Source organism: Dolichospermum heterosporum TAC447 (assembly GCF_024584745.1).
In the GTDB taxonomy this organism is placed as follows: Bacteria; Cyanobacteriota; Cyanobacteriia; order Cyanobacteriales; family Nostocaceae; genus Dolichospermum; species Dolichospermum heterosporum.
The window spans coordinates 2,385,472-2,403,033 of record NZ_CP099464.1 but is presented as its reverse complement, the minus strand read 5'-3'; the positions used below and the strand labels follow the sequence as shown (position 1 = coordinate 2,403,033).

Here is a 17,562-nt window from a genome sequence, read left to right as displayed (position 1 = left end):
TTTAAAGCTACTATGGAACGCGGGATTAATGCAAAATTTGGTAAAATGAAAAACAGGAATCAAATCTTTCAATAATTGCAACAAGGAGCTTTACAGTGGTTGAACCCCTACTATCAGGTATTGTGCTTGGTTTAGTTTTTGTGACTTTAAGCGGTTTATTTTACGCTGCCTATAGACAATATAAGCGTCCTACAGAATTGGGCGGCTGATATTGATTGATGAGTCAGGGAAGAGGCAGGGAGGAGGCAGGGGGGAAATCATTACCAATTACCCATTACCAATTCCCTGTTCCTGATAAAATGTTAAAGCTGTTTTACCATAGCTTTTTTGCCGACAGATTTCCCAGTTGGGGATAGTTAGTGGTGTCCAATCTTGGTGACGATGTTCGACTGCTATTTCTCCCTGGGAATCTAAAAGCTGATATTGAGCGATCGCTTGTAATACTGATTCATATAATCCACTAGTATAAGGTGGGTCAAAATATATTCTGTCAAATTTTTGACCTGATAATTTTTTTAACTGTTGAGTAATATTTCCCCGTAATAGCTGAAATTTCTGTTCTGGTTTGGCTACCTGTTGCCAATTTTCTTGGATGATGGCACAAGCTTGACTTGATTGTTCAATGCCAATCACGACGCTGGCTTCTCTGCACAAAGCCTCCGCACCCATAGAACCACTACCGGCGCACAAATCTAACCAGCGACAACCACTGATTCTCCCCTGCCAAATATTAAACAATGCTTCCCGGACTCGCGCACTGGTAGGTCTGGTATGTTCACCTGGTAAAGTTTTAAGCAGACGATTCCCGTAGATTCTTAGACTCATTATTCAATTTTAGATTTTGGATTTTGGATTTTAGATTGACCCTAGAGAGAAATAGGACCATACCATCAAGATCATCCGATTTTGGATTTTGAGTAAATAAACACCTGAAAATATTGCAAACTTTTGTTAAGCAAAAACTTTTTCACGGACTTGAGCCACAAAATTAGAGAGGATTTGCAATCCCACATTTGATGATTTTTCAGGATGGAATTGGACAGCCATGAGATTTTCATGAGCGATCGCTGCTGTAAAACTTTGATCACCATGAGTCACAGTCGCCGCCTGCACTTGGGGATTTGTCGGTTCAACATAGTAAGAATGGACAAAATAAACCCAAGGATCTATAGGTAAATGCTCCCATAAAAGGTTTTTTGGCTGGTTGAGTTGGAGTTGATTCCAACCCATGTGGGGAATCGTCATCCCCGGTTCAGAACGAAACCGGCGGACTTTTCCTGGCACAATTCCTAATCCTGGTAAAGTTCCTTCGGCGCTGGATTCAAACAAAATTTGTAATCCTAAACAAATACCCAGGAACGGTTTACCAGAGGCGATCGCATCTTTAATCGGTTGTTCCAAACCACGCGATCGTAAATGTTGTACCGCCGGATCAAATGCTCCCACCCCTGGCAAAACTATAGCATCTGCTTTTGCCAACTCTTGAGAACAATAAGTAACCAGAGGAGTCGCCCCAGCTTTTTCTAATCCTTTGCAAACAGAGTGCAAATTTCCCATATCGTAATCAACAACTGCAATCACTGCCATTTAGCTGCTCCTTGTAAATTTATGAGGGAGGGCTTTTAATTATTCTAATTCTAATTATTATTTATAATGCAAAAAAAAATACTATTAACTTCTTTTGACATTTGGTTAAGCCAACAAGAGTCAAATTCATCCGATGACTTGTTACTCGCACTAGCCAAAATGGCTTCACTCCCCCATGATTTAAATTTTTTGCCCCATTTACCTGTAGACGTGCAACTGGCAGGTTCTCGCGTCATTGCCAAAATCAATGAACTCCAACCAGACTACATTATTTGTTGTGGCATGGCGGAAACTCGTTGCCAATTAAGCGTAGAAGTCTTTGCCCGTGGTACAGGCATCTTGCCTGTAAAATCTCCAAATTCTCTCGACATCTTGCCTCAAGAGTCTATAAATTCCCCTGAAAATATTTTCCAAACCAGCGTTGATCTCGAAAAATTATTAGTCGGAACAGCAGCAGTTGAGATTAGCTACGACTGTGGTAAGTTTGTCTGCGAGGGACTTTATTATAAAGTATTGGACTATTTACACCAGTTCCAACTGTCAATTAAGTGTATTTTTGTTCATGTCCCAATTTTAAACCCAGAAAATTCGCCAGAGATAATTGCCGATTTCGTTTTGATCATTAACAACTTGGCACTTCTTTAGAGAGATTAACGTCTGTTTAAACAAATTTACTCAGTATTATGTTGCCATTATTACTTGCTTTCACCCTTGCTCAAGCTGTTCCTGCCGCGCCACCACCAGAAGAAATATTACAAATACAGTCAGTACGTCCTTTACCGGGAAAATTGGATTTATTACCAGTATTTAACAGCAATAGTCCAGAACTGGTATCAGAAGAAGGAATTTTACTTTCTACCTTTCCAGAAACGGGAAAAAAAGTCCCATCAGCCCATTTAGATTTTCCCTTGCGCGGACAGTTTGATATTTTTGCCCATCATATTGCCAAAGCTGACCCACCGGAAAATTTACGTTCTTTGTATTTGGGCATCATCTTACATAACCCTGGTTCTCAACCAGTGACAGTAAATATATTGCAAGGTGCGAGTTATTTAAGTCAACCAGATGCCCCGTTTAAGGAAATAGCATCTTTAATTCCCAATGACTTAGGCACAGTTTTTTCTGGTCCTGGGAGTCGGGTTATGTCTGATATTTTGAGAGGGAAAAGACAAGATATTTTTCCTCCCCAAATTGTTATTCCCCCAGGGGAAAGCCAGATGTTATTAAATTTACCAATTCCCGTCCAAGGATTAACACCCCCTTTAAATGGTCGATCCACATATCTGCGACTGCGAAGTAATGGTAATGTTTATGCTGCTAGTTTAGCGATGTTTGCCCGCATAAATACTGATGGTAGTGAACGTGCGCCGAATTTATCAGAATGGCAAAATTTATTAGATAATGGTGAATTATCCACACCCAGAGATAAAGTCCCCACACCCATCACAGGAAACAACAAACCGACAATTTACGGGCGTGTAGCCGGAGTATCCAAGGGTTCTCGATGGTTAGCAGACATAGTAGATGCCCCAAAAAGCAAGTATTTAACCATTCCCCAACCTGGTGCAGCCTTTTCCTACGGTTTGAGTACCTTACATGGAGGAACATTAGGCACAAATCAAATTCAAACCGCACCCATGTTAGTCCGCTATCCTGACACCGCTTATTACGCTCATGGTAATTATGGGATTCAATATAGTCTCAAGTTACCTTTATACAACAATACTCAAAATCCACAAAATGTGAGTGTTGCGATTCAAACTCCACTCAAAGAAAATCAATTAAGTAAACCTGGACTCCGCTTTTTTAAGTTACCCACTCGTCAAATCTTTTTCCGAGGAACTGTACGCTTACGTTATCAAGATCAGGGAAAATGGCAAAATAAATTTGTACATTTAGTTCAGAAGCGCGGTGAATTAGGAGAACCATTAGTCTCATTAGATATAAAACCAGGAAATACATCTTTAGTTCAAGTTGACTTTCTGTATCCACCAGATGCTTCACCACCACAGGTTTTAACAGTATTAACCCAAGCCAAGTAGTTTAACATAACCAAGTCATATCCCCGACTTCTTTAAAAAGTCGGGGATATTTGTCTTTGGGGATCTTTTTGTTCATAGTGGCATCATCCGACAAGAGATTTTTTGATCAATTAGATATTAAGTAATTGGACAAAAATATTTACAGTCATTGCGAGCGAAGGGAAGCAATCGCCAGGGTTGTGATTGCTTCATTTCACTTCGTTCCATATGGCTAACGCCACGCTGCGCCAATGCAATGACATTGTGTAATTAATTCTGTCTCACCACTTAAGTAGGTGGGCGGAGGAAAATCAAAATATATTTCGTTTTTTGAAATGGCTAAAACTCAACGACAATAACCCATCGAGGTGAATTTACATATCGTTACACATTTTGGTTATTTCACGTCCACCAGGGGATCGCGGGAAGGCTGGGAGCCGCGTCTCTTTAGAGCGCGGGGGAAAGCCTACCCGTGCGGTTTTAACCGCTTCCAATATTCTCGATCATGATGCGGGTCATTAAATCTTTTCAACATTTTATTTCTCTCTAACTAATCTTTTTAAGGCTGACGAAAGACTCATTCCCCAACCTTGGGCGATATCCTCAAGTTTCTTTCTTTCAGTTTCATCTAGGTACACCGCTAGAGGTTTTTTCTTCATATACAATATTGGGTTGACATTACTGTAATACTGCCATATAATAGTTATATCGTCAATCACATCAACAAAATAAACCTGTGCAAATACGCTGGAGATTCAAGCTACAACCGAATATTGGGCAACAAGCCTTAATGTCTGAGTGGCTTGTTACTTTACGGAAACACAGAAATTATTGTTTGGCAGAACGTCAGCGCGGATTTGAAACTAATAACCAGAAATCAGACGAGTCAGTAATTTACCAATATGGTGCATTTTCAGACTTAGATACTCGTATTGAATATGGCTCTTATTGCCCTTTGACCTGCCCCGTCGTTAAGCATGGTGTAATGTCCTCTGGGTTAACAAAAAATAGTAAGAAGCATGGTTTAACCTGGGGTAGTGCGACTGATATTCAAGGCAAGAGAACAACTGAACTACGTTCTGAGTCTGAATGGTATAGCCGAATTAATTCAGATGTTTTACAAGGCAATTTAGCTAAATTAGATATTGCTTATAACGGATTTTTTCAACACAAAAGGGGTTTCCCTGCGTTTCGTAAAGCAGCCAACTTTAAAACATTTCAATTCAAGCCAGGACAAGTAAAATTAACTGTTAATCGTGAATCTAATCAGCCCCGATGCTATTCCCATGCCTACTTTCCTGGACTGGGGACTATGCGCTATTTTGATAGTCGTACTATTCCAATAGATGCTGATATTAGAACGGTGACAGTGATTAAAGAAGCTGACGGCTGGTACATGAGTGTATTACTCGAGTTACCTGAATCCCTACCTGAAGTTACAGAAATTGAAACCGTCAAATCAGCAGTAGGTATTGATGTAGGAATTAATAAATTAATTTCTTTGTCGGATGGTTCGTTTATTGAAAATCCTCAATTTGCAACTAATAAAAAAGTCCGCCGTCAATTAAGAATCAGACAGCGCCGAGTTAACCGCAAAATCAAGGGTTCTAATAATCGCAAAAAAGCCGGGAAAATAGTTGCCAAGCTACATAAAAAAATTGCAGATAAGCGAAATGATCATCAATGGAAAGCAGCTAATAAAGTTGTTAACACCGCTGAGGCAATTGTCCAAGAGCATCTAAATGTTAAGGCTATGAAGTCCCGTTGCCAACCCAAAAAGCAGCAAGGACGATTTATGGCTAATGGTCAGGCTGCAAAACGTGGATTAAATCGCTCTATTTCTGATGCCAGTTGGGGCGAATTATTTTCTAAGATTGCTTGGCTGGCATTGAAGTCTGGTAAGCCAGTATTATCCGTTAATCCTAAATTTACTTCTCAAGAATGTTCGGCTTGTCATCATATTAGTAAAGCTAATAGAGATGGCGAAAAGTTCATTTGTGAACATTGTGGTCATATTGACCATGCTGATACTCAGGCTTCTCGGACAATTTTACGAAGAGCTAATTTGAAATTCGTCAGCAACAGACGTAAAAAGCCGACGCACCAATCGTTAGTGCCTACTCCTGGACTGGGAGAAAGTAACGCCCTTTTATGCAACGATGCCGCCAGAAATGGCAAACGGCATCAGGCGGGGAACCGTACATCTAAGGTAATACCTGAAAAGCGGATATTATTCGAGCAGTTGTGTTTGCAATTATTCGATTAAGAATCCCCGTGTCTTTAGACCGGGGAGTGTCAACTACTTATTACTCCAGGTGTTTGTCATACATTATGGCTCTTGTTACTTTTCGGACATCCTCCCAAGAGGCACTAAAACTACTACAACTACTGAAACTAATAAGTAAAGATTTTATCAAAAATATCATACAAAAAGCCGTAATTATGACAATATCTTTTTGATGAAATTTCGGTTATCGTCATTTGAGCATCCCCGTGTCGCTTCTTGCTTTTTAGGTTTAGAGATTTCCAATTAAAAAAATATCCCAAAATTTCTTGTTGATAGCGTAGTGTGGCGTTAGCCATAGTATGTCCATCGGACAAAATTGGATACCGTTCGCGGAGCGTCCTGGAGGAAACTGGCGCTGCTGCAAGCGGTTCATCTTTTTTGTGGAGTTATCTTAAATCCAGTGTTCAATCTCATACTTCAATTTGGTAACGCTAAAATTCTTTATCGAGAAAATAAACATGAATAAAGACAGGATAGAACTAGCTAAAGAGACTTTAACAACGCATAAAGAAAATATGCGAAAAACGTTAGAACGTCGCTTACAATTAGCCAAAGCACAGAATGACGAAAACTTATCACGTCAGTTAGAAGGGGAAATGAGAGAATATAGCGAAAATCCTGAACCTTCTGGCATTAAAATTGATTCTCTTGGGTTTCTACGCATCTTTAAGACTATTCTTGCTCCAAAGAGGGGAAAATAGTAAATAAGCCATCGCTGCTGCCAATTGCATCATTATCCCTTTGGTCAGCGCGATCATGAATTGTAAAGTTCAGGATATTTTCATAGCAATTGCCAAAAATTACTAATTTAACAAAGTTAAGGATAATTGTCTCAAGTTAATTTTTTTTCACATAAGGCTACAACCAAGTTGTACAGTGATTGCGAAAATTGTTATTGAAGAACTTTGCTTAACTTTGTTAAATTCGCACATACTATCGAGAATTTGAGCAATAATGAGGCTCTTCAGATTAAACTTCAGTGTCTAATCTGATATAAATCTAAAATTCTTTGTTAGGGTAACGAAAATGAGTATAAAAAGAATGGAATTGGCTAAACAAACTGCAAGAAAGCATCAAGAAAATATCCAAAAAATCCTAGAACATCGCTTGCAAGTAGCGAGAACGCAGGATAACGAAAACCTATTGCATCAGTTAGAAGGGGAAATGAGAAAATATAGCGAATACCCTGAACCTTCTGGCATTAAAATTGATTCTCTTGGGTTTCTACGCATCTTTAAGACTATTCTTGCTCCAAACAGGGCAAAGTAGTAAATAAGCTGTCGGGGCTGCTATACTCAAAACGGCTAGAAGCTGGACTTTTTTATCATACAAAGAACAATTTCAAAGCCTCTCCCCGTTGCGGGGAGAGGCTAGGGGTGGGGTTTTATGGCAACCCATAGGTGGCAACCCATAGGTATCAACTTAAGCTCAAATCCCTACTACATCTCGTTCCTAGTCTCTGACTAGGAATGCAGTTGATGAGGCTCTGCCTCTAATAACTCAAGTTGCTAGTTATCTCGTTGAGGCTGGTAATGGGTAATAGGTAATTGGTAATAGGTAATTGGTAATAGGTAATTGGACAAAAATATTTACAGTCATTGCGAGCGAAGGGAAGCAATCATAACCCTTGCGATTGCTTCATTTCACTTCGTTCCCTATGGCTATGGATGCCAGCAAATACTAATCAGTCCCAACAAGGAATTAGGAGCGGTTCTTGAGTTCTTATGTGGGGAGTCAAATAAACTTGCTAATTGTGGGACTTATTATGCCAGACAATTGTTTTTTAAGACGGGTAAAATTCCTGGTAAGTTTGACTTGCATCGTGAGTTAGCAAGTAATTCACATTTTGGGGCAATGTATTCTCAAGCTGCACAGCAATGTTTAACAACTGTGGCGGAATCGTTCAAGTCTTATATTGGACTTTTGAAAGGGATTAAAAATGGTACAGTCACTCAAAAACCTAAGCTACCTGGATACCGAAAACCTGGATTAAATCTCGTAACTTTTCCTGGACAAGCTATTAAACTAAAGGGCGGTAAGCTAAGATTTCCGATGGGTAGTAAGGTGAAAGTTTGGTTTGGGCTTGACGCTTTTTATGTTCCCATGCCTTCTAATTTAGAGCATAAGGACATCAAAGAATACCGCATACTGCCAAGGAATAATGAATTTTATTTGGAGTTAATTTATAAAATAACTTCTCACAAGCCCGACGTAAATATTGAGAATGTTTTATCAATTGATCACGGGTTGAACAACTGGCTAACCTGTATCAGTAACGTTGGTACGTCATTTCTGATTGACGGACGCAAGTTAAAATCAGTGAATCAATGGTACAACAAACGAGTTTCGGTTCTCAAAGAAAATCAATCCTTTTGGTTTTTGGTCTAAGCAATTAGCGTCAATAGCTGAAAAGCGGAATCGTCGGATGAGGGACGCTACTAATAAAGCAGCTAGAATCGTAATCAACCATTGCATTGATCATAAAATTGGGACTGTCGTTTTTGGCTGGAACGTCGGACAAAAAGATTCTATAAATTTAGGTTCTAAAACTAATCAAAAATTTGTCCAAGTTCCTACCGCAAGATTAAAAAACCGCATTGCTCAACTGTGTGAACAATACGGCATTAAGTTCGTTGAAACTGAAGAATCTTATACCTCAAAAACATCGTTCCTAGACAATGATTTTCTACCTAAATTCGGTGCAAAACCTGAAGGGTGGAAAGAGTCAGGAAGAAGAGTTAGCCGGGGTTTGTACCATTCTCAAGATGGTACAAAAATCAATGCAGATTGCAACGGTGCAGCTAATATTTTCAGAAAAGTAGCGGTAAAGCTAGGATTAAATTCTAGTGGAATCAGTAGAGGCGCATTGATATCGCCGTTAAGATTATTTATTTGGTCTTAAGAATCCCCGTCCATTTATGGCGGGGAGTGTCAAATTAATATCATTGAAGGCAGAGCCTTCTAGAATTCATTCCCAGTCAGAGACTGGGAATGAGATGACTTGAGTTGTTTGCGAGATAGATGTTTTCCGTTAAGTTGACACCATTTTACCCATTACTCATTACGTGGCGTTTAAAATCTCATCATCTACAGAAAAATCAACTTCTTTTTTATCTGCACCAGTCGCTAAATAGTCATTTTCTAAAGAGTCTTGCAAACCAGAAATTAAATCATATTTAGGTTGCCAATTTAGTTCTATTTGCGCTTTATTCACCGATGCAAAGAAATGCTGCACCCGCATGGGAAAAGCCTTGCGTTTACCAAAATCAAACTTTTTCGGATCATAATGGACAATTTTAATATCATCAGCAGACTTACCAGCAGCCACAGCACAAGCGCGGGCTAAACCGTCGAAAGTGACAAAGCGATCGCCCGAAATATTATAAATCTGCCCAATTGCCTGATCATTACCAATTATTTGGGTCATCGCTTGAGCTAAATCCCAGACATGACCAAGCTGAGTGATGTGCATACCATTTCCGGGAATACAAATCGGGCGATCGCGCACAACTCTATCAAAAAACCAACTTTCCAAGGGATTATAATTTTGCGGTCCGTAGATATAAGTAGGGCGAATAGAAGTAAAAGGAATTCCTAACTGCTTGAGGTAAGCTTCCGTTTCATGTTTACCCTTGTGACGACTCTTAGGATCAATAGCATCCCCTTCTAAATGGGGCATTTGGTCAGATTTGAGGTAAACACCCGCAGAACTCATATAGACAAAATGTTTGACCCGTCCTTGAAAAATTTCCGCCAGAGGTTGTGTATCCGTTAGTTCCCTACCATTATTGTCAAAAACGACATCAAAACTTTCTGGTGCTAACTTTTCTTGAAGTTGAGTTGAGTTAGTGCGATCGCCGATAATTTGTCCTACCCCCGCAGGTGCAGCATGATTACCACGATTGAACAAAACCACCTCATGTCCAGCCTTCATCAGTAATTCAGTCAAATACACCCCAATAAACCGAGTTCCACCGATAACCAGAATCCGCATAACTTTCTAATTCCTGAATAAAAATCACCCTTATTTGTAGAGGTTATCAGGTTGTAGTATCACTAGAGGAACATCTTTTGGTAGGATTATATCTTCTATTCAATCTAGAGATTTTCTTACTTCTAGATCACAGTGAGGAATATTTAATATAGCGGTATGCAGTTGGATGAGAACATAAACTTGTCATAGAACTTAGGCAGCACAAGACTTTAAACTCTGTCACCTGTCACCTGTCACCTGTCACCTGCTATATCACCTCATTAAAATAGCCTAATTACCTTCCACCCATTCAACTTAACCGTGTCCCTAGAATATGCCTTAGTTCATGAGTGGTTAACCCCTCAAGCCACAGGAGGTTCAGAACTCGTAGTCCAGGAAATATTAAATCACATTGACGCTGATTTATACGCCCTGATAGATTTTGAATCCAGCAATCCAGAAAGTTACCTGTACAAACGTCAAATTGGCACAACGTTTTTACAGAAATTTCCCCAAGCCCGTCAAGGAGTCCAAAAATATTTACCCTTATTACCCTTGGCTATTGAGCAATTGGATTTGCGAGAATATGAAGTTATCTTATCTTCATCTCATGCTGTAGCTAAAGGAGTCTTAACCACCCCTAATCAATTGCATATCTGTTATAGCCATAGCCCCATGCGCTACGCTTGGGATTTAACCTTTGATTATCTCAAGGAAAGCAAACTAGGGCAAGGAGCAGTCGGCTGGATCACCCGCCAAATCCTCCATAATTTGCGGCAATGGGACGTAATTAGTGCCAATCGAGTAGATTACTTCATTGCCAACTCCCAACACACAGCCAGACGGATTTGGCGTTGCTATCGTCGAGAAGCAACCGTCATCTATCCACCAGTCAACCTAGATGAATGTCTCTTTCCCTCGGAAAAAGAGGATTTTTACCTGATAGTTTCTCGATTAGTTGGTTATAAACAAGTTTCCTTAATTATTGAGGCTTTTAATCACCTAAAAAAACCCTTGATCATTATTGGCACAGGTCCGCAAATGAACAAACTACGGGAAATAGCCCAACCACATATTCAAATCTTAGGATGGCAACCCGATCATATCGTCAAAAATTATATGTCTCGTGCCAAAGCCTTTGTTTATGCAGCTTGCGAAGACTTTGGCATTGCCCTAGTTGAAGCCCAAGCTTGTGGAACTCCCGTAATTGCCTATGGTGCAGGTGGTGCATTAGAAACAGTTAGAGATATTCGGACACATCCTGATACAGGAACTGGTATATTATTCAAAACCCAAACAGTAGGAGCTTTAGTAGATGCCGTAGAAAAATTTGTAGATCAGCAACATTTATACAGTTATGAGTATATACAAACACACGCTAATCAATTTTCTCGCCAGGTTTTTGCAGAACGCTATCTCAGTTTTGTGAATGAATGTCGTGAAAAAGGAGTTTACAGACAGTAAACATCAGCCTTTTGTATTTATTTTCTCAGAAGACAGGAAATTTTTCCTCAAAATTACTGCCTTTTAGCTTTAAGATCGGGACTATGTGTGGTGTGGATTATAAAGGAGTATGATGACTGCCCAGAGTTCACTCCTCTCCGGCAAGCGATACCCGCGGAAGGATAACAGTACATCTACGACTGTTTTATCAAAACGTGGTCAAAAAGTTAAACAGCCAAAGGTGAAATCCAGAAGTTTATCTTTTGAGGGTTTATACGGAGAGTTCTTTAAACGACTGTTTGATATAGTTTTTTCATTGTCGGTCTTGATTTTGTTTTCTCCCATTTACATGATATTGGCTTTATTGATAGCCATAAGCTCCAAGGGTCCGATTTTTTATGTTCAAGAACGGGTGGGCAAAAACTACCGCAGCTTTAATTGTATTAAGTTTCGTACTATGGTCAACAATGCCGACGAGATGCTCGTCGAAATGATGGCCACATCACCTAGCTTGCGAGCAGAATTTGAAGACAACTTTAAGCTGAAAACAGACCCAAGAATTACTAAAATTGGCCATTTTTTGCGAATTACTAGCTTAGATGAATTTCCCCAATTTTGGAATGTTCTCAAAGGAGATATGAGTGTAGTTGGTCCAAGACCTTTAGTGGCAGAAGAATTAATCAAATATGGTGATTATATCAATCATGTTTTAACGATTCGTCCTGGAATTACTGGTTTGTGGCAAGTATCTGGACGGAATGATATTCCATATCCTCGCCGGGTGCAAATAGACCTACATTATGTCAATTTTAGGAATTTTTGGCTCGATTTGCGGATTATCCTCAAAACAGTTAATGTTGTCATCATGCCGAAAAATAAAGGAGCTTACTAAGTAAGTACAACAATTCCCTCTTATGGGGCAACATTATGCCCCAAAAACCATTTTTGACAGCAAAGGTATAAAATTCATTTTTTTTATAATATAAGCAATAATTAATACACTAAGAGGGTGTTTGAAAAGTTATGGTTGATGTATCAAATATTTTTTACCCCTCCCTAACCCTCCCCTTTACAAGGGGAGGGTTAGGGATTTTTTTGTTTCCCTTGCCCCAACGACAATTTTTAACGCCCACCTACTTAATTGACATAAACCTATAATTATTTGTTAAATTGTTTTTTAACCAAAATATTTGTTGAACCTGATTTAATAGCGACTAAATATTTGCAGCCTGACTATTGGGCAGTTATATCACTTAAATGCTAATTTATATCAGACTGTTTGTAATCTTCAACTAAAAACAACAAGGCATCACCAAGCATGACACAAAGAAAACGAGCTTTAATTACTGGTATTACTGGTCAAGATGGTTCTTATTTAACCGAACTTTTACTAGAACAAGGTTATGAAGTACACGGAATTATTCGCCGTACTTCCACCTTTAACACAGACAGAATTGATCATATGTATGAAGATCCTCATAACGAGGGCGCAAGGCTATTTCTCCACTATGGTGATTTGACAGACGGAACAACTCTACGGCGGATTTTAGAAGAAGTTAAACCTACAGAAATTTATAACTTAGGCGCTCAATCCCACGTTAGGGTAAGTTTTGACTCACCTGAATATACAGTAGACGCTGTAGGTATGGGGACATTACGGTTATTAGAAGCAATCCGCGACTACCAACATCGGACTGGGATTGAAGTCCGTTTCTATCAAGCTGGTTCTTCGGAAATGTATGGTTTGGTGCAAGCAGTTCCTCAAAGTGAAACCACACCTTTTTATCCCCGCAGTCCCTACGCTTGTGCTAAGGTGTACGCTCACTGGCAAACCATCAATTACCGCGAATCTTACAATTTATTTGCTTGTAACGGTATTCTTTTTAATCATGAATCTCCAAGACGGGGAGAAACATTTGTTACTCGGAAAATTACTAGAGCAGTAGCCCGCATTGTTGCTGGTAAACAAAAAAATATCTACATGGGTAATTTAGACTCCAAGAGAGATTGGGGCTATGCGAAAGATTACGTCAAAGCTATGTGGTTGATGTTGCAGCAAGAGCAACCGGATGATTATGTGGTGGCTACAGGTGAAACCCATTCAGTGAAGGAGTTTCTGGAGTTAGCATTTAGTTATGTTAATCTCGATTGGCAAAAATACGTAGAGTTTGATCAACGCTATTTACGTCCTGCTGAAGTGGATTTACTAATTGGTGATCCCACTAAAGCCCAGCAGAAATTAGGCTGGCAACCATCGGTAACATTTAAAGAACTGGTTGCGTTAATGGTGGAAGCTGATTTACAAGCTGTGGGTTGTACTTCCTCCAATGGGAATGGTGGAAAACAAATTCAAGATATTGCTACTACCCGTCAAGAATTGGGATCTCTGCACTTTTAATTCCGATCAAGGATAATAATATGACAGCCTTAGAATTAGAAAATAAACGAATTCTTGTCACTGGTGGGGCGGGTTTTCTCGGTCGTCAAGTGATAGATCAATTGTATCAGCATGGCGCTAATCGTGAGAAAATTACTGTAACGCGATCGCACGATTGTGATCTACGGGTATGGGAAAATTGTCAACGGGCAGCAGACCAACAGGATATTATCATTCACTTAGCCGCTCATGTGGGGGGGATTGGTTTAAATAGAGAAAAACCCGGTGAGTTATTTTATGATAACTTGATCATGGGGACTCAGTTAATCCATGCAGCTTATCAACAGGGGATAGAAAAGTTTGTCTGTGTAGGAACTATTTGCGCTTATCCTAAATTTACCCCTGTACCATTTAAAGAAGATGACATCTGGAATGGTTATCCAGAAGAAACTAACGCCCCCTATGGAATTGCGAAAAAAGCCCTGTTGGTACAATTGCAATCCTATCGTCACCAGTATGGGTTTAATGGTATTTACCTGTTACCTGTAAACTTGTATGGACCCGAAGACAACTTCAATTCCAGCAGTTCTCATGTAATTCCGGCTTTGATTCGTAAAGTGCAAGAAGCCCAAACTAGGGGAGAAAAGCAACTTCCTGTTTGGGGTGATGGTTCTCCTACCCGTGAGTTTTTGTATTCTACAGACGCAGCACGGGGAATAGTCATGGGAACTCAGTTTTATAATGATGCTGAACCCGTCAATTTAGGAACTGGTTACGAGATATCCATTAAAGACTTAATTACCCTAATTTGCGAATTAATGGAGTATGAGGGTGAACTTGTCTGGGAAACCGACAAACCCAATGGTCAACCCCGACGTTGTTTGGATACGGAAAGAGCAAAACAGGCTTTTGGTTTTACTGCTGAGGTAGAATTTAGAGAAGGCCTGAAAAATACTATTGACTGGTGGCGGAAAACCGCTACATAAGAGTATCTCGTTCCCAGTCTCCGACTGGGAATGCTTCATAGAGTCTCTGACTCTAGTATACATAGAAGGCAGAGTATGGGAACGAGGGAAATCTAAAATCTAAAATCCAAAATTGTCACAACTAACTAAAAAGGAATTGCGACGGGTTTTACTCCAAAAACGTCAGTCTATGACATTATTAGAATGGCGGGGAAAAAGCGATCGCCTTACCACCAACATCCAAAACTCAGTTATATTTAATCAAGCAAATACAATTCTGGCTTTTTTCAGCTTTCGTCAAGAACCTGATATTAGCTCGCTATATACTAACACTAATAAACGTTGGGGTTTTCCCCGTTGTGTTGATAAATCTCTAGTTTGGCATTCTTGGCAACCTGATGACACAATTAATATCGGCGCTTATGGGATTACAGAACCTCACCACGAAGCACCGATAATTGAGATTGAGGAAGTAGATTTAATTATTGTTCCCTGCGTGGGTTGTGATGTCCAAGGATACCGCTTAGGTTATGGTGGGGGATATTACGACCGTTTGTTAAATTCTCCCGGTTGGGAGACGAAAGCGACTATAGGAGTAGTTTTTGATTTTGCTTATTTATCTCAATTACCTGTTGATAGTTGGGATAAGCCTTTAGATAGGGTGATTACAGAAAATGGATATTGAAGATGAATGAACCACAGAGGCACAGAGGTCACAGAGAAATGAGGGTTTGAGAGATATTTTACATAAGTCCTGATTTTATTAAATCGGAAATTTTTGATAAGATAAAAATATCATCTTGTTGGCGGTTTTAATTTACAATTATATTCAATTTATAAATATGCGTATTGAAGAATTACATTTACAAAACTTTCGAGGTTTTCGAGAACTTAAATTAACGCTTCCCTCTGATTTGGCTGTGTTTATTGGAGTCAATGGTTCAGGTAAATCATCTATTTTAGATAGTATTGCTATATTTTTATCTCAATATGTATATCAATTAAGATCAGGGGATAAATTTGATCTAAAAGATGATGATATTAACATCAATTCAAATACAGTTTCAATATCTACTCTTGTTAAAGTTGACTCACAGAATAAGTTGGACTGGAAAATTTGTAAAAAGAGAGATAAAACTCAATTGGAAATATACACGAAAGAAATTGATAATTATGCTAAAGAAACCATTTCAAAATTAACAGATAGTAGTGATGATTTAAGCAATTTTTTGATTGAAAATTCGATCATAGAAACTGATGATAATTATAATCATTGTCCTTTGCCAATTATAGTTTATTATCAAACAAACCGAATATTTATAAAATCTTCAGCCATCAATGAGATAAGTGAAGAAGAGAGAGAAAATACTTACGGAAGTCGGCTTATTGGTTATCAAAAAGCCTTTTCAGGAAATATAAATGATTTTAGAGATTTCCTATATTGGTTTAAAGAAGAAGAAGAATATGAAAATGAAGTTAGATTAACACAAGATACCAACTTTAGAAATCCACGTCTTCAAATCATAAGGAAAGTATTAGAAACATTTTTAGAAAACTTTCCTAATGCGGAATTTTCCGATTTACACATAGTGCGTGCAAATTCTAAAAGAGAAGGTGGTATTCGTCGTTTAAGTAAACCTTCGTTAGTTATTAAAAAAAATGGTGAAAACTTCAAACTAGATCAACTTTCCGACGGGGAAAAAACCTTACTAATGATAGTGGTTGATATCGCAAGACGGTTAGCAATTTTAAATCCTAGTATTAATAATCCTGCCGAACTGCTAGAAAAAGGAACAGGAATAATATTAATTGATGAAATAGATTTACATTTACATCCTCAATGGCAAAGAATTGTCATTCCGAGTTTTAGAAAAACATTTCCCAACTGTCAATTTATTGTTACTACTCATTCTCCTCAAGTTTTGAGTGAAGTCAACCGAGAAAACGTATTTATTTTAGAAGATTCGGAAATTGTAGAATTAACACCCCATACTTTTGGTAGAGACAGTAACTCAATTCTTTCTGAGGTTATGGGTGTGGAAAAAAGACCTGTGAAAATGCAAGAAAGAATAGATAAATGTTTTGAAATGATAGATAATGATAACTTAGAAGAAGCTAAATTAGAACTGCAAAAATTATCTGAATCCTTGGGAAATAATGATCCAGACATGGTTCAAGCTTATACACTTATTGACTTTTTAAACAGGGTAGAATGAAACGCATTATCAAAGGTTCAGAACCTCCATGTCTTTTACAATATCGTCAAATAGATGGTGCAAATTATGACGGATATAGTCCAAAAAAGCCTTTAAAAGAGGCATTATTGACTGAACAAGGTTATATTTGTTGTTATTGTATGCGACGAATATCTGAAGAGAATATGGAAATTGAGCATTGCGAACCACAAAGTAAATATCCAGAATTACAAATAAATTATAAAAATCTCCTTGCTTCTTGTTCAGGTAATCGTGGTAGTAAAAAGGATAATCAGCATTGTAATCCAAGAAAAGGCGATGCAGAAATAACTATTAATCCATGCGATTCTACTAAAAATTGTGAAAATTATATCAAATATAGTTCTACTGGAAAAATTTTTTCTGATGATGAAACTATCAATCATGAACTAAATGAAATTTTAAATCTTAACCTTCAAACTCTCAAGGATAATCGTCAAACCAAATTATTTACTCTAATTAATGCGTTAAATAAAAAATTCCCTAATAAAACTTGGTCAAAAGAAGCTATCAAAAAGAAACTAGAGGAACTTAGTAGCAAAGATGCAGAAGGCAAATATACTGAATATGTCCAATATATTGTTTGGTATTTAAGCAAAAGATTAAATAACCCTTAAACCGTGTAATAAGGTACTCTCACATCATGATCAAATCTGATATCTTCTGTAAAAATTA

19 protein-coding genes are annotated in these 17,562 nt (G+C 38.5%); 15 read left to right on the top strand and 4 right to left on the bottom strand.

All coding sequences use genetic code 11. The features are described from left to right. The first annotated feature begins 95 nt into the window (after nucleotides 1–95). Nucleotides 96–209 (top strand): cytochrome b6-f complex subunit V, encoded by a 114-nt coding sequence (gene petG, locus NG743_RS10775; protein WP_015078754.1) that lies wholly within the window; start codon nucleotides 96–98, stop codon nucleotides 207–209. 58 nt (nucleotides 210–267) lie between these two features. Here the strand turns inward: petG and rsmD are convergent, their stop codons facing one another. Both rsmD and hisH read right to left on the bottom strand, forming a co-directional pair. Then, the gene (rsmD, locus tag NG743_RS10770; RefSeq protein WP_027402807.1) at nucleotides 268–825 is read right to left on the bottom strand and encodes a 16S rRNA (guanine(966)-N(2))-methyltransferase RsmD; all 558 of its coding nucleotides are present in this window, start codon (nucleotides 823–825) and stop codon (nucleotides 268–270) included. Between the two features lie 126 nt (nucleotides 826–951). Further along, entirely contained in the window at nucleotides 952–1,587 is a 636-nt protein-coding gene (gene hisH, locus NG743_RS10765) for an imidazole glycerol phosphate synthase subunit HisH (RefSeq protein WP_027402806.1), read from the bottom strand. Between the two features lie 66 nt (nucleotides 1,588–1,653). Here hisH and NG743_RS10760 point away from each other — a divergent pair, with 66 nt between their 5' ends. Together NG743_RS10760 and NG743_RS10755 are read left to right on the top strand one after the other, a co-directional pair. After that, a complete protein-coding gene (locus NG743_RS10760) occupies nucleotides 1,654–2,232 on the top strand; it encodes a pyroglutamyl-peptidase I family protein (RefSeq protein WP_027402805.1) in 579 nt (192 codons plus the stop codon). A 38-nt stretch (nucleotides 2,233–2,270) separates the two neighbouring features. Further along, on the top strand, nucleotides 2,271–3,629 hold the full coding sequence (locus NG743_RS10755) for a DUF3370 domain-containing protein (protein ID WP_027402804.1): 1,359 nt from the start codon (nucleotides 2,271–2,273) through the stop codon (nucleotides 3,627–3,629). Between the two features lie 515 nt (nucleotides 3,630–4,144). Here NG743_RS10755 and NG743_RS10750 read toward each other — a convergent pair. After that, the gene (locus NG743_RS10750; protein ID WP_027400631.1) at nucleotides 4,145–4,267 is read right to left on the bottom strand and encodes a histone H1; all 123 of its coding nucleotides are present in this window, start codon (nucleotides 4,265–4,267) and stop codon (nucleotides 4,145–4,147) included. Between the two features lie 131 nt (nucleotides 4,268–4,398). On the opposite strand from NG743_RS10750, the gene NG743_RS10745 reads away from it, so the two are divergent. From NG743_RS10745 to NG743_RS26675, 5 genes are all read left to right on the top strand, one after another. Continuing rightward, on the top strand, nucleotides 4,399–5,874 hold the full coding sequence (locus NG743_RS10745) for an RNA-guided endonuclease InsQ/TnpB family protein (RefSeq protein ID WP_257121964.1): 1,476 nt from the start codon (nucleotides 4,399–4,401) through the stop codon (nucleotides 5,872–5,874). Nucleotides 5,875–6,353: 479 nt separating this feature from the next. After that, nucleotides 6,354–6,596 carry an arginine synthesis PII-interacting regulator PirA gene (pirA, locus tag NG743_RS10740; protein ID WP_035082487.1) on the top strand — a complete coding sequence of 81 codons (243 nt, stop codon included), beginning with the start codon at nucleotides 6,354–6,356 and terminating at the stop codon, nucleotides 6,594–6,596. A gap of 325 nt (nucleotides 6,597–6,921) precedes the next feature. Beyond that, nucleotides 6,922–7,164: an arginine synthesis PII-interacting regulator PirA gene (pirA, locus tag NG743_RS10735; RefSeq protein WP_035082485.1), complete on the top strand. Its 243-nt coding sequence runs from the start codon at nucleotides 6,922–6,924 to the stop codon at nucleotides 7,162–7,164. Nucleotides 7,165–7,470: 306 nt separating this feature from the next. Next, entirely contained in the window at nucleotides 7,471–8,283 is an 813-nt protein-coding gene (locus NG743_RS26680) for an RNA-guided endonuclease InsQ/TnpB family protein (protein ID WP_306459840.1), read from the top strand. 37 nt (nucleotides 8,284–8,320) lie between these two features. Beyond that, complete coding sequence (locus NG743_RS26675) at nucleotides 8,321–8,797, top strand: IS200/IS605 family accessory protein TnpB-related protein (protein ID WP_306459839.1); 477 nt, start codon at nucleotides 8,321–8,323, stop codon at nucleotides 8,795–8,797. A 159-nt stretch (nucleotides 8,798–8,956) separates the two neighbouring features. Here the strand turns inward: NG743_RS26675 and NG743_RS10725 are convergent, their stop codons facing one another. Beyond that, nucleotides 8,957–9,889 (bottom strand): NAD-dependent epimerase/dehydratase family protein, encoded by a 933-nt coding sequence (locus NG743_RS10725; protein WP_257121963.1) that lies wholly within the window; start codon nucleotides 9,887–9,889, stop codon nucleotides 8,957–8,959. A gap of 300 nt (nucleotides 9,890–10,189) precedes the next feature. On the opposite strand from NG743_RS10725, the gene NG743_RS10720 reads away from it, so the two are divergent. The 7 genes from NG743_RS10720 to NG743_RS10690 all read left to right on the top strand — a co-directional run bounded on the left by NG743_RS10720 (nucleotide 10,190) and on the right by NG743_RS10690 (nucleotide 17,504). Further along, the gene (locus tag NG743_RS10720; protein ID WP_027402802.1) at nucleotides 10,190–11,332 is read left to right on the top strand and encodes a glycosyltransferase; all 1,143 of its coding nucleotides are present in this window, start codon (nucleotides 10,190–10,192) and stop codon (nucleotides 11,330–11,332) included. A gap of 112 nt (nucleotides 11,333–11,444) precedes the next feature. After that, nucleotides 11,445–12,203 (top strand): undecaprenyl-phosphate galactose phosphotransferase family protein, encoded by a 759-nt coding sequence (locus NG743_RS10715; protein ID WP_027402801.1) that lies wholly within the window; start codon nucleotides 11,445–11,447, stop codon nucleotides 12,201–12,203. Between the two features lie 426 nt (nucleotides 12,204–12,629). Then, on the top strand, nucleotides 12,630–13,709 hold the full coding sequence (gene gmd / locus NG743_RS10710) for a GDP-mannose 4,6-dehydratase (protein ID WP_027402800.1): 1,080 nt from the start codon (nucleotides 12,630–12,632) through the stop codon (nucleotides 13,707–13,709). A gap of 20 nt (nucleotides 13,710–13,729) precedes the next feature. After that, nucleotides 13,730–14,674: a GDP-L-fucose synthase family protein gene (locus tag NG743_RS10705; RefSeq protein WP_027402799.1), complete on the top strand. Its 945-nt coding sequence runs from the start codon at nucleotides 13,730–13,732 to the stop codon at nucleotides 14,672–14,674. A gap of 169 nt (nucleotides 14,675–14,843) precedes the next feature. Next, nucleotides 14,844–15,338, top strand: a complete 495-nt coding sequence (locus tag NG743_RS10700; RefSeq protein WP_257122143.1) for a 5-formyltetrahydrofolate cyclo-ligase — start codon at nucleotides 14,844–14,846, stop codon at nucleotides 15,336–15,338. A 157-nt stretch (nucleotides 15,339–15,495) separates the two neighbouring features. Next, nucleotides 15,496–16,869: an AAA family ATPase gene (locus NG743_RS10695; protein WP_027402797.1), complete on the top strand. Its 1,374-nt coding sequence runs from the start codon at nucleotides 15,496–15,498 to the stop codon at nucleotides 16,867–16,869. Beyond that, nucleotides 16,866–17,504 carry a retron system putative HNH endonuclease gene (locus NG743_RS10690; protein ID WP_027402796.1) on the top strand — a complete coding sequence of 213 codons (639 nt, stop codon included), beginning with the start codon at nucleotides 16,866–16,868 and terminating at the stop codon, nucleotides 17,502–17,504. Before NG743_RS10695 ends, NG743_RS10690 begins: the two co-directional genes overlap by 4 nt. Nucleotides 17,505–17,562 lie beyond the last annotated feature (58 nt).

What these genes read in the sequence shown, in the direction of transcription:
- rsmD (WP_027402807.1), bottom strand. Translation starts at nt 825, where the DNA reads ATGAGTCTAAGAATCTACGGGAATCGTCTGCTTAAAACTTTACCAGGT.
- hisH (WP_027402806.1), bottom strand. Translation starts at nt 1,587, where the DNA reads ATGGCAGTGATTGCAGTTGTTGATTACGATATGGGAAATTTGCACTCT.
- NG743_RS10760 (WP_027402805.1), top strand. Translation starts at nt 1,654, where the DNA reads ATGCAAAAAAAAATACTATTAACTTCTTTTGACATTTGGTTAAGCCAA.
- NG743_RS10755 (WP_027402804.1), top strand. Translation starts at nt 2,271, where the DNA reads ATGTTGCCATTATTACTTGCTTTCACCCTTGCTCAAGCTGTTCCTGCC.
- NG743_RS10750 (WP_027400631.1), bottom strand. Translation starts at nt 4,267, where the DNA reads ATGAAGAAAAAACCTCTAGCGGTGTACCTAGATGAAACTGAAAGAAAG.
- NG743_RS10745 (WP_257121964.1), top strand. Translation starts at nt 4,399, where the DNA reads ATGTCTGAGTGGCTTGTTACTTTACGGAAACACAGAAATTATTGTTTG.
- pirA (WP_035082487.1), top strand. Translation starts at nt 6,354, where the DNA reads ATGAATAAAGACAGGATAGAACTAGCTAAAGAGACTTTAACAACGCAT.
- pirA (WP_035082485.1), top strand. Translation starts at nt 6,922, where the DNA reads ATGAGTATAAAAAGAATGGAATTGGCTAAACAAACTGCAAGAAAGCAT.
- NG743_RS26675 (WP_306459839.1), top strand. Translation starts at nt 8,321, where the DNA reads ATGAGGGACGCTACTAATAAAGCAGCTAGAATCGTAATCAACCATTGC.
- NG743_RS10725 (WP_257121963.1), bottom strand. Translation starts at nt 9,889, where the DNA reads ATGCGGATTCTGGTTATCGGTGGAACTCGGTTTATTGGGGTGTATTTG.
- NG743_RS10715 (WP_027402801.1), top strand. Translation starts at nt 11,445, where the DNA reads ATGACTGCCCAGAGTTCACTCCTCTCCGGCAAGCGATACCCGCGGAAG.
- gmd (WP_027402800.1), top strand. Translation starts at nt 12,630, where the DNA reads ATGACACAAAGAAAACGAGCTTTAATTACTGGTATTACTGGTCAAGAT.
- NG743_RS10705 (WP_027402799.1), top strand. Translation starts at nt 13,730, where the DNA reads ATGACAGCCTTAGAATTAGAAAATAAACGAATTCTTGTCACTGGTGGG.
- NG743_RS10700 (WP_257122143.1), top strand. Translation starts at nt 14,844, where the DNA reads ATGACATTATTAGAATGGCGGGGAAAAAGCGATCGCCTTACCACCAAC.
- NG743_RS10695 (WP_027402797.1), top strand. Translation starts at nt 15,496, where the DNA reads ATGCGTATTGAAGAATTACATTTACAAAACTTTCGAGGTTTTCGAGAA.
- NG743_RS10690 (WP_027402796.1), top strand. Translation starts at nt 16,866, where the DNA reads ATGAAACGCATTATCAAAGGTTCAGAACCTCCATGTCTTTTACAATAT.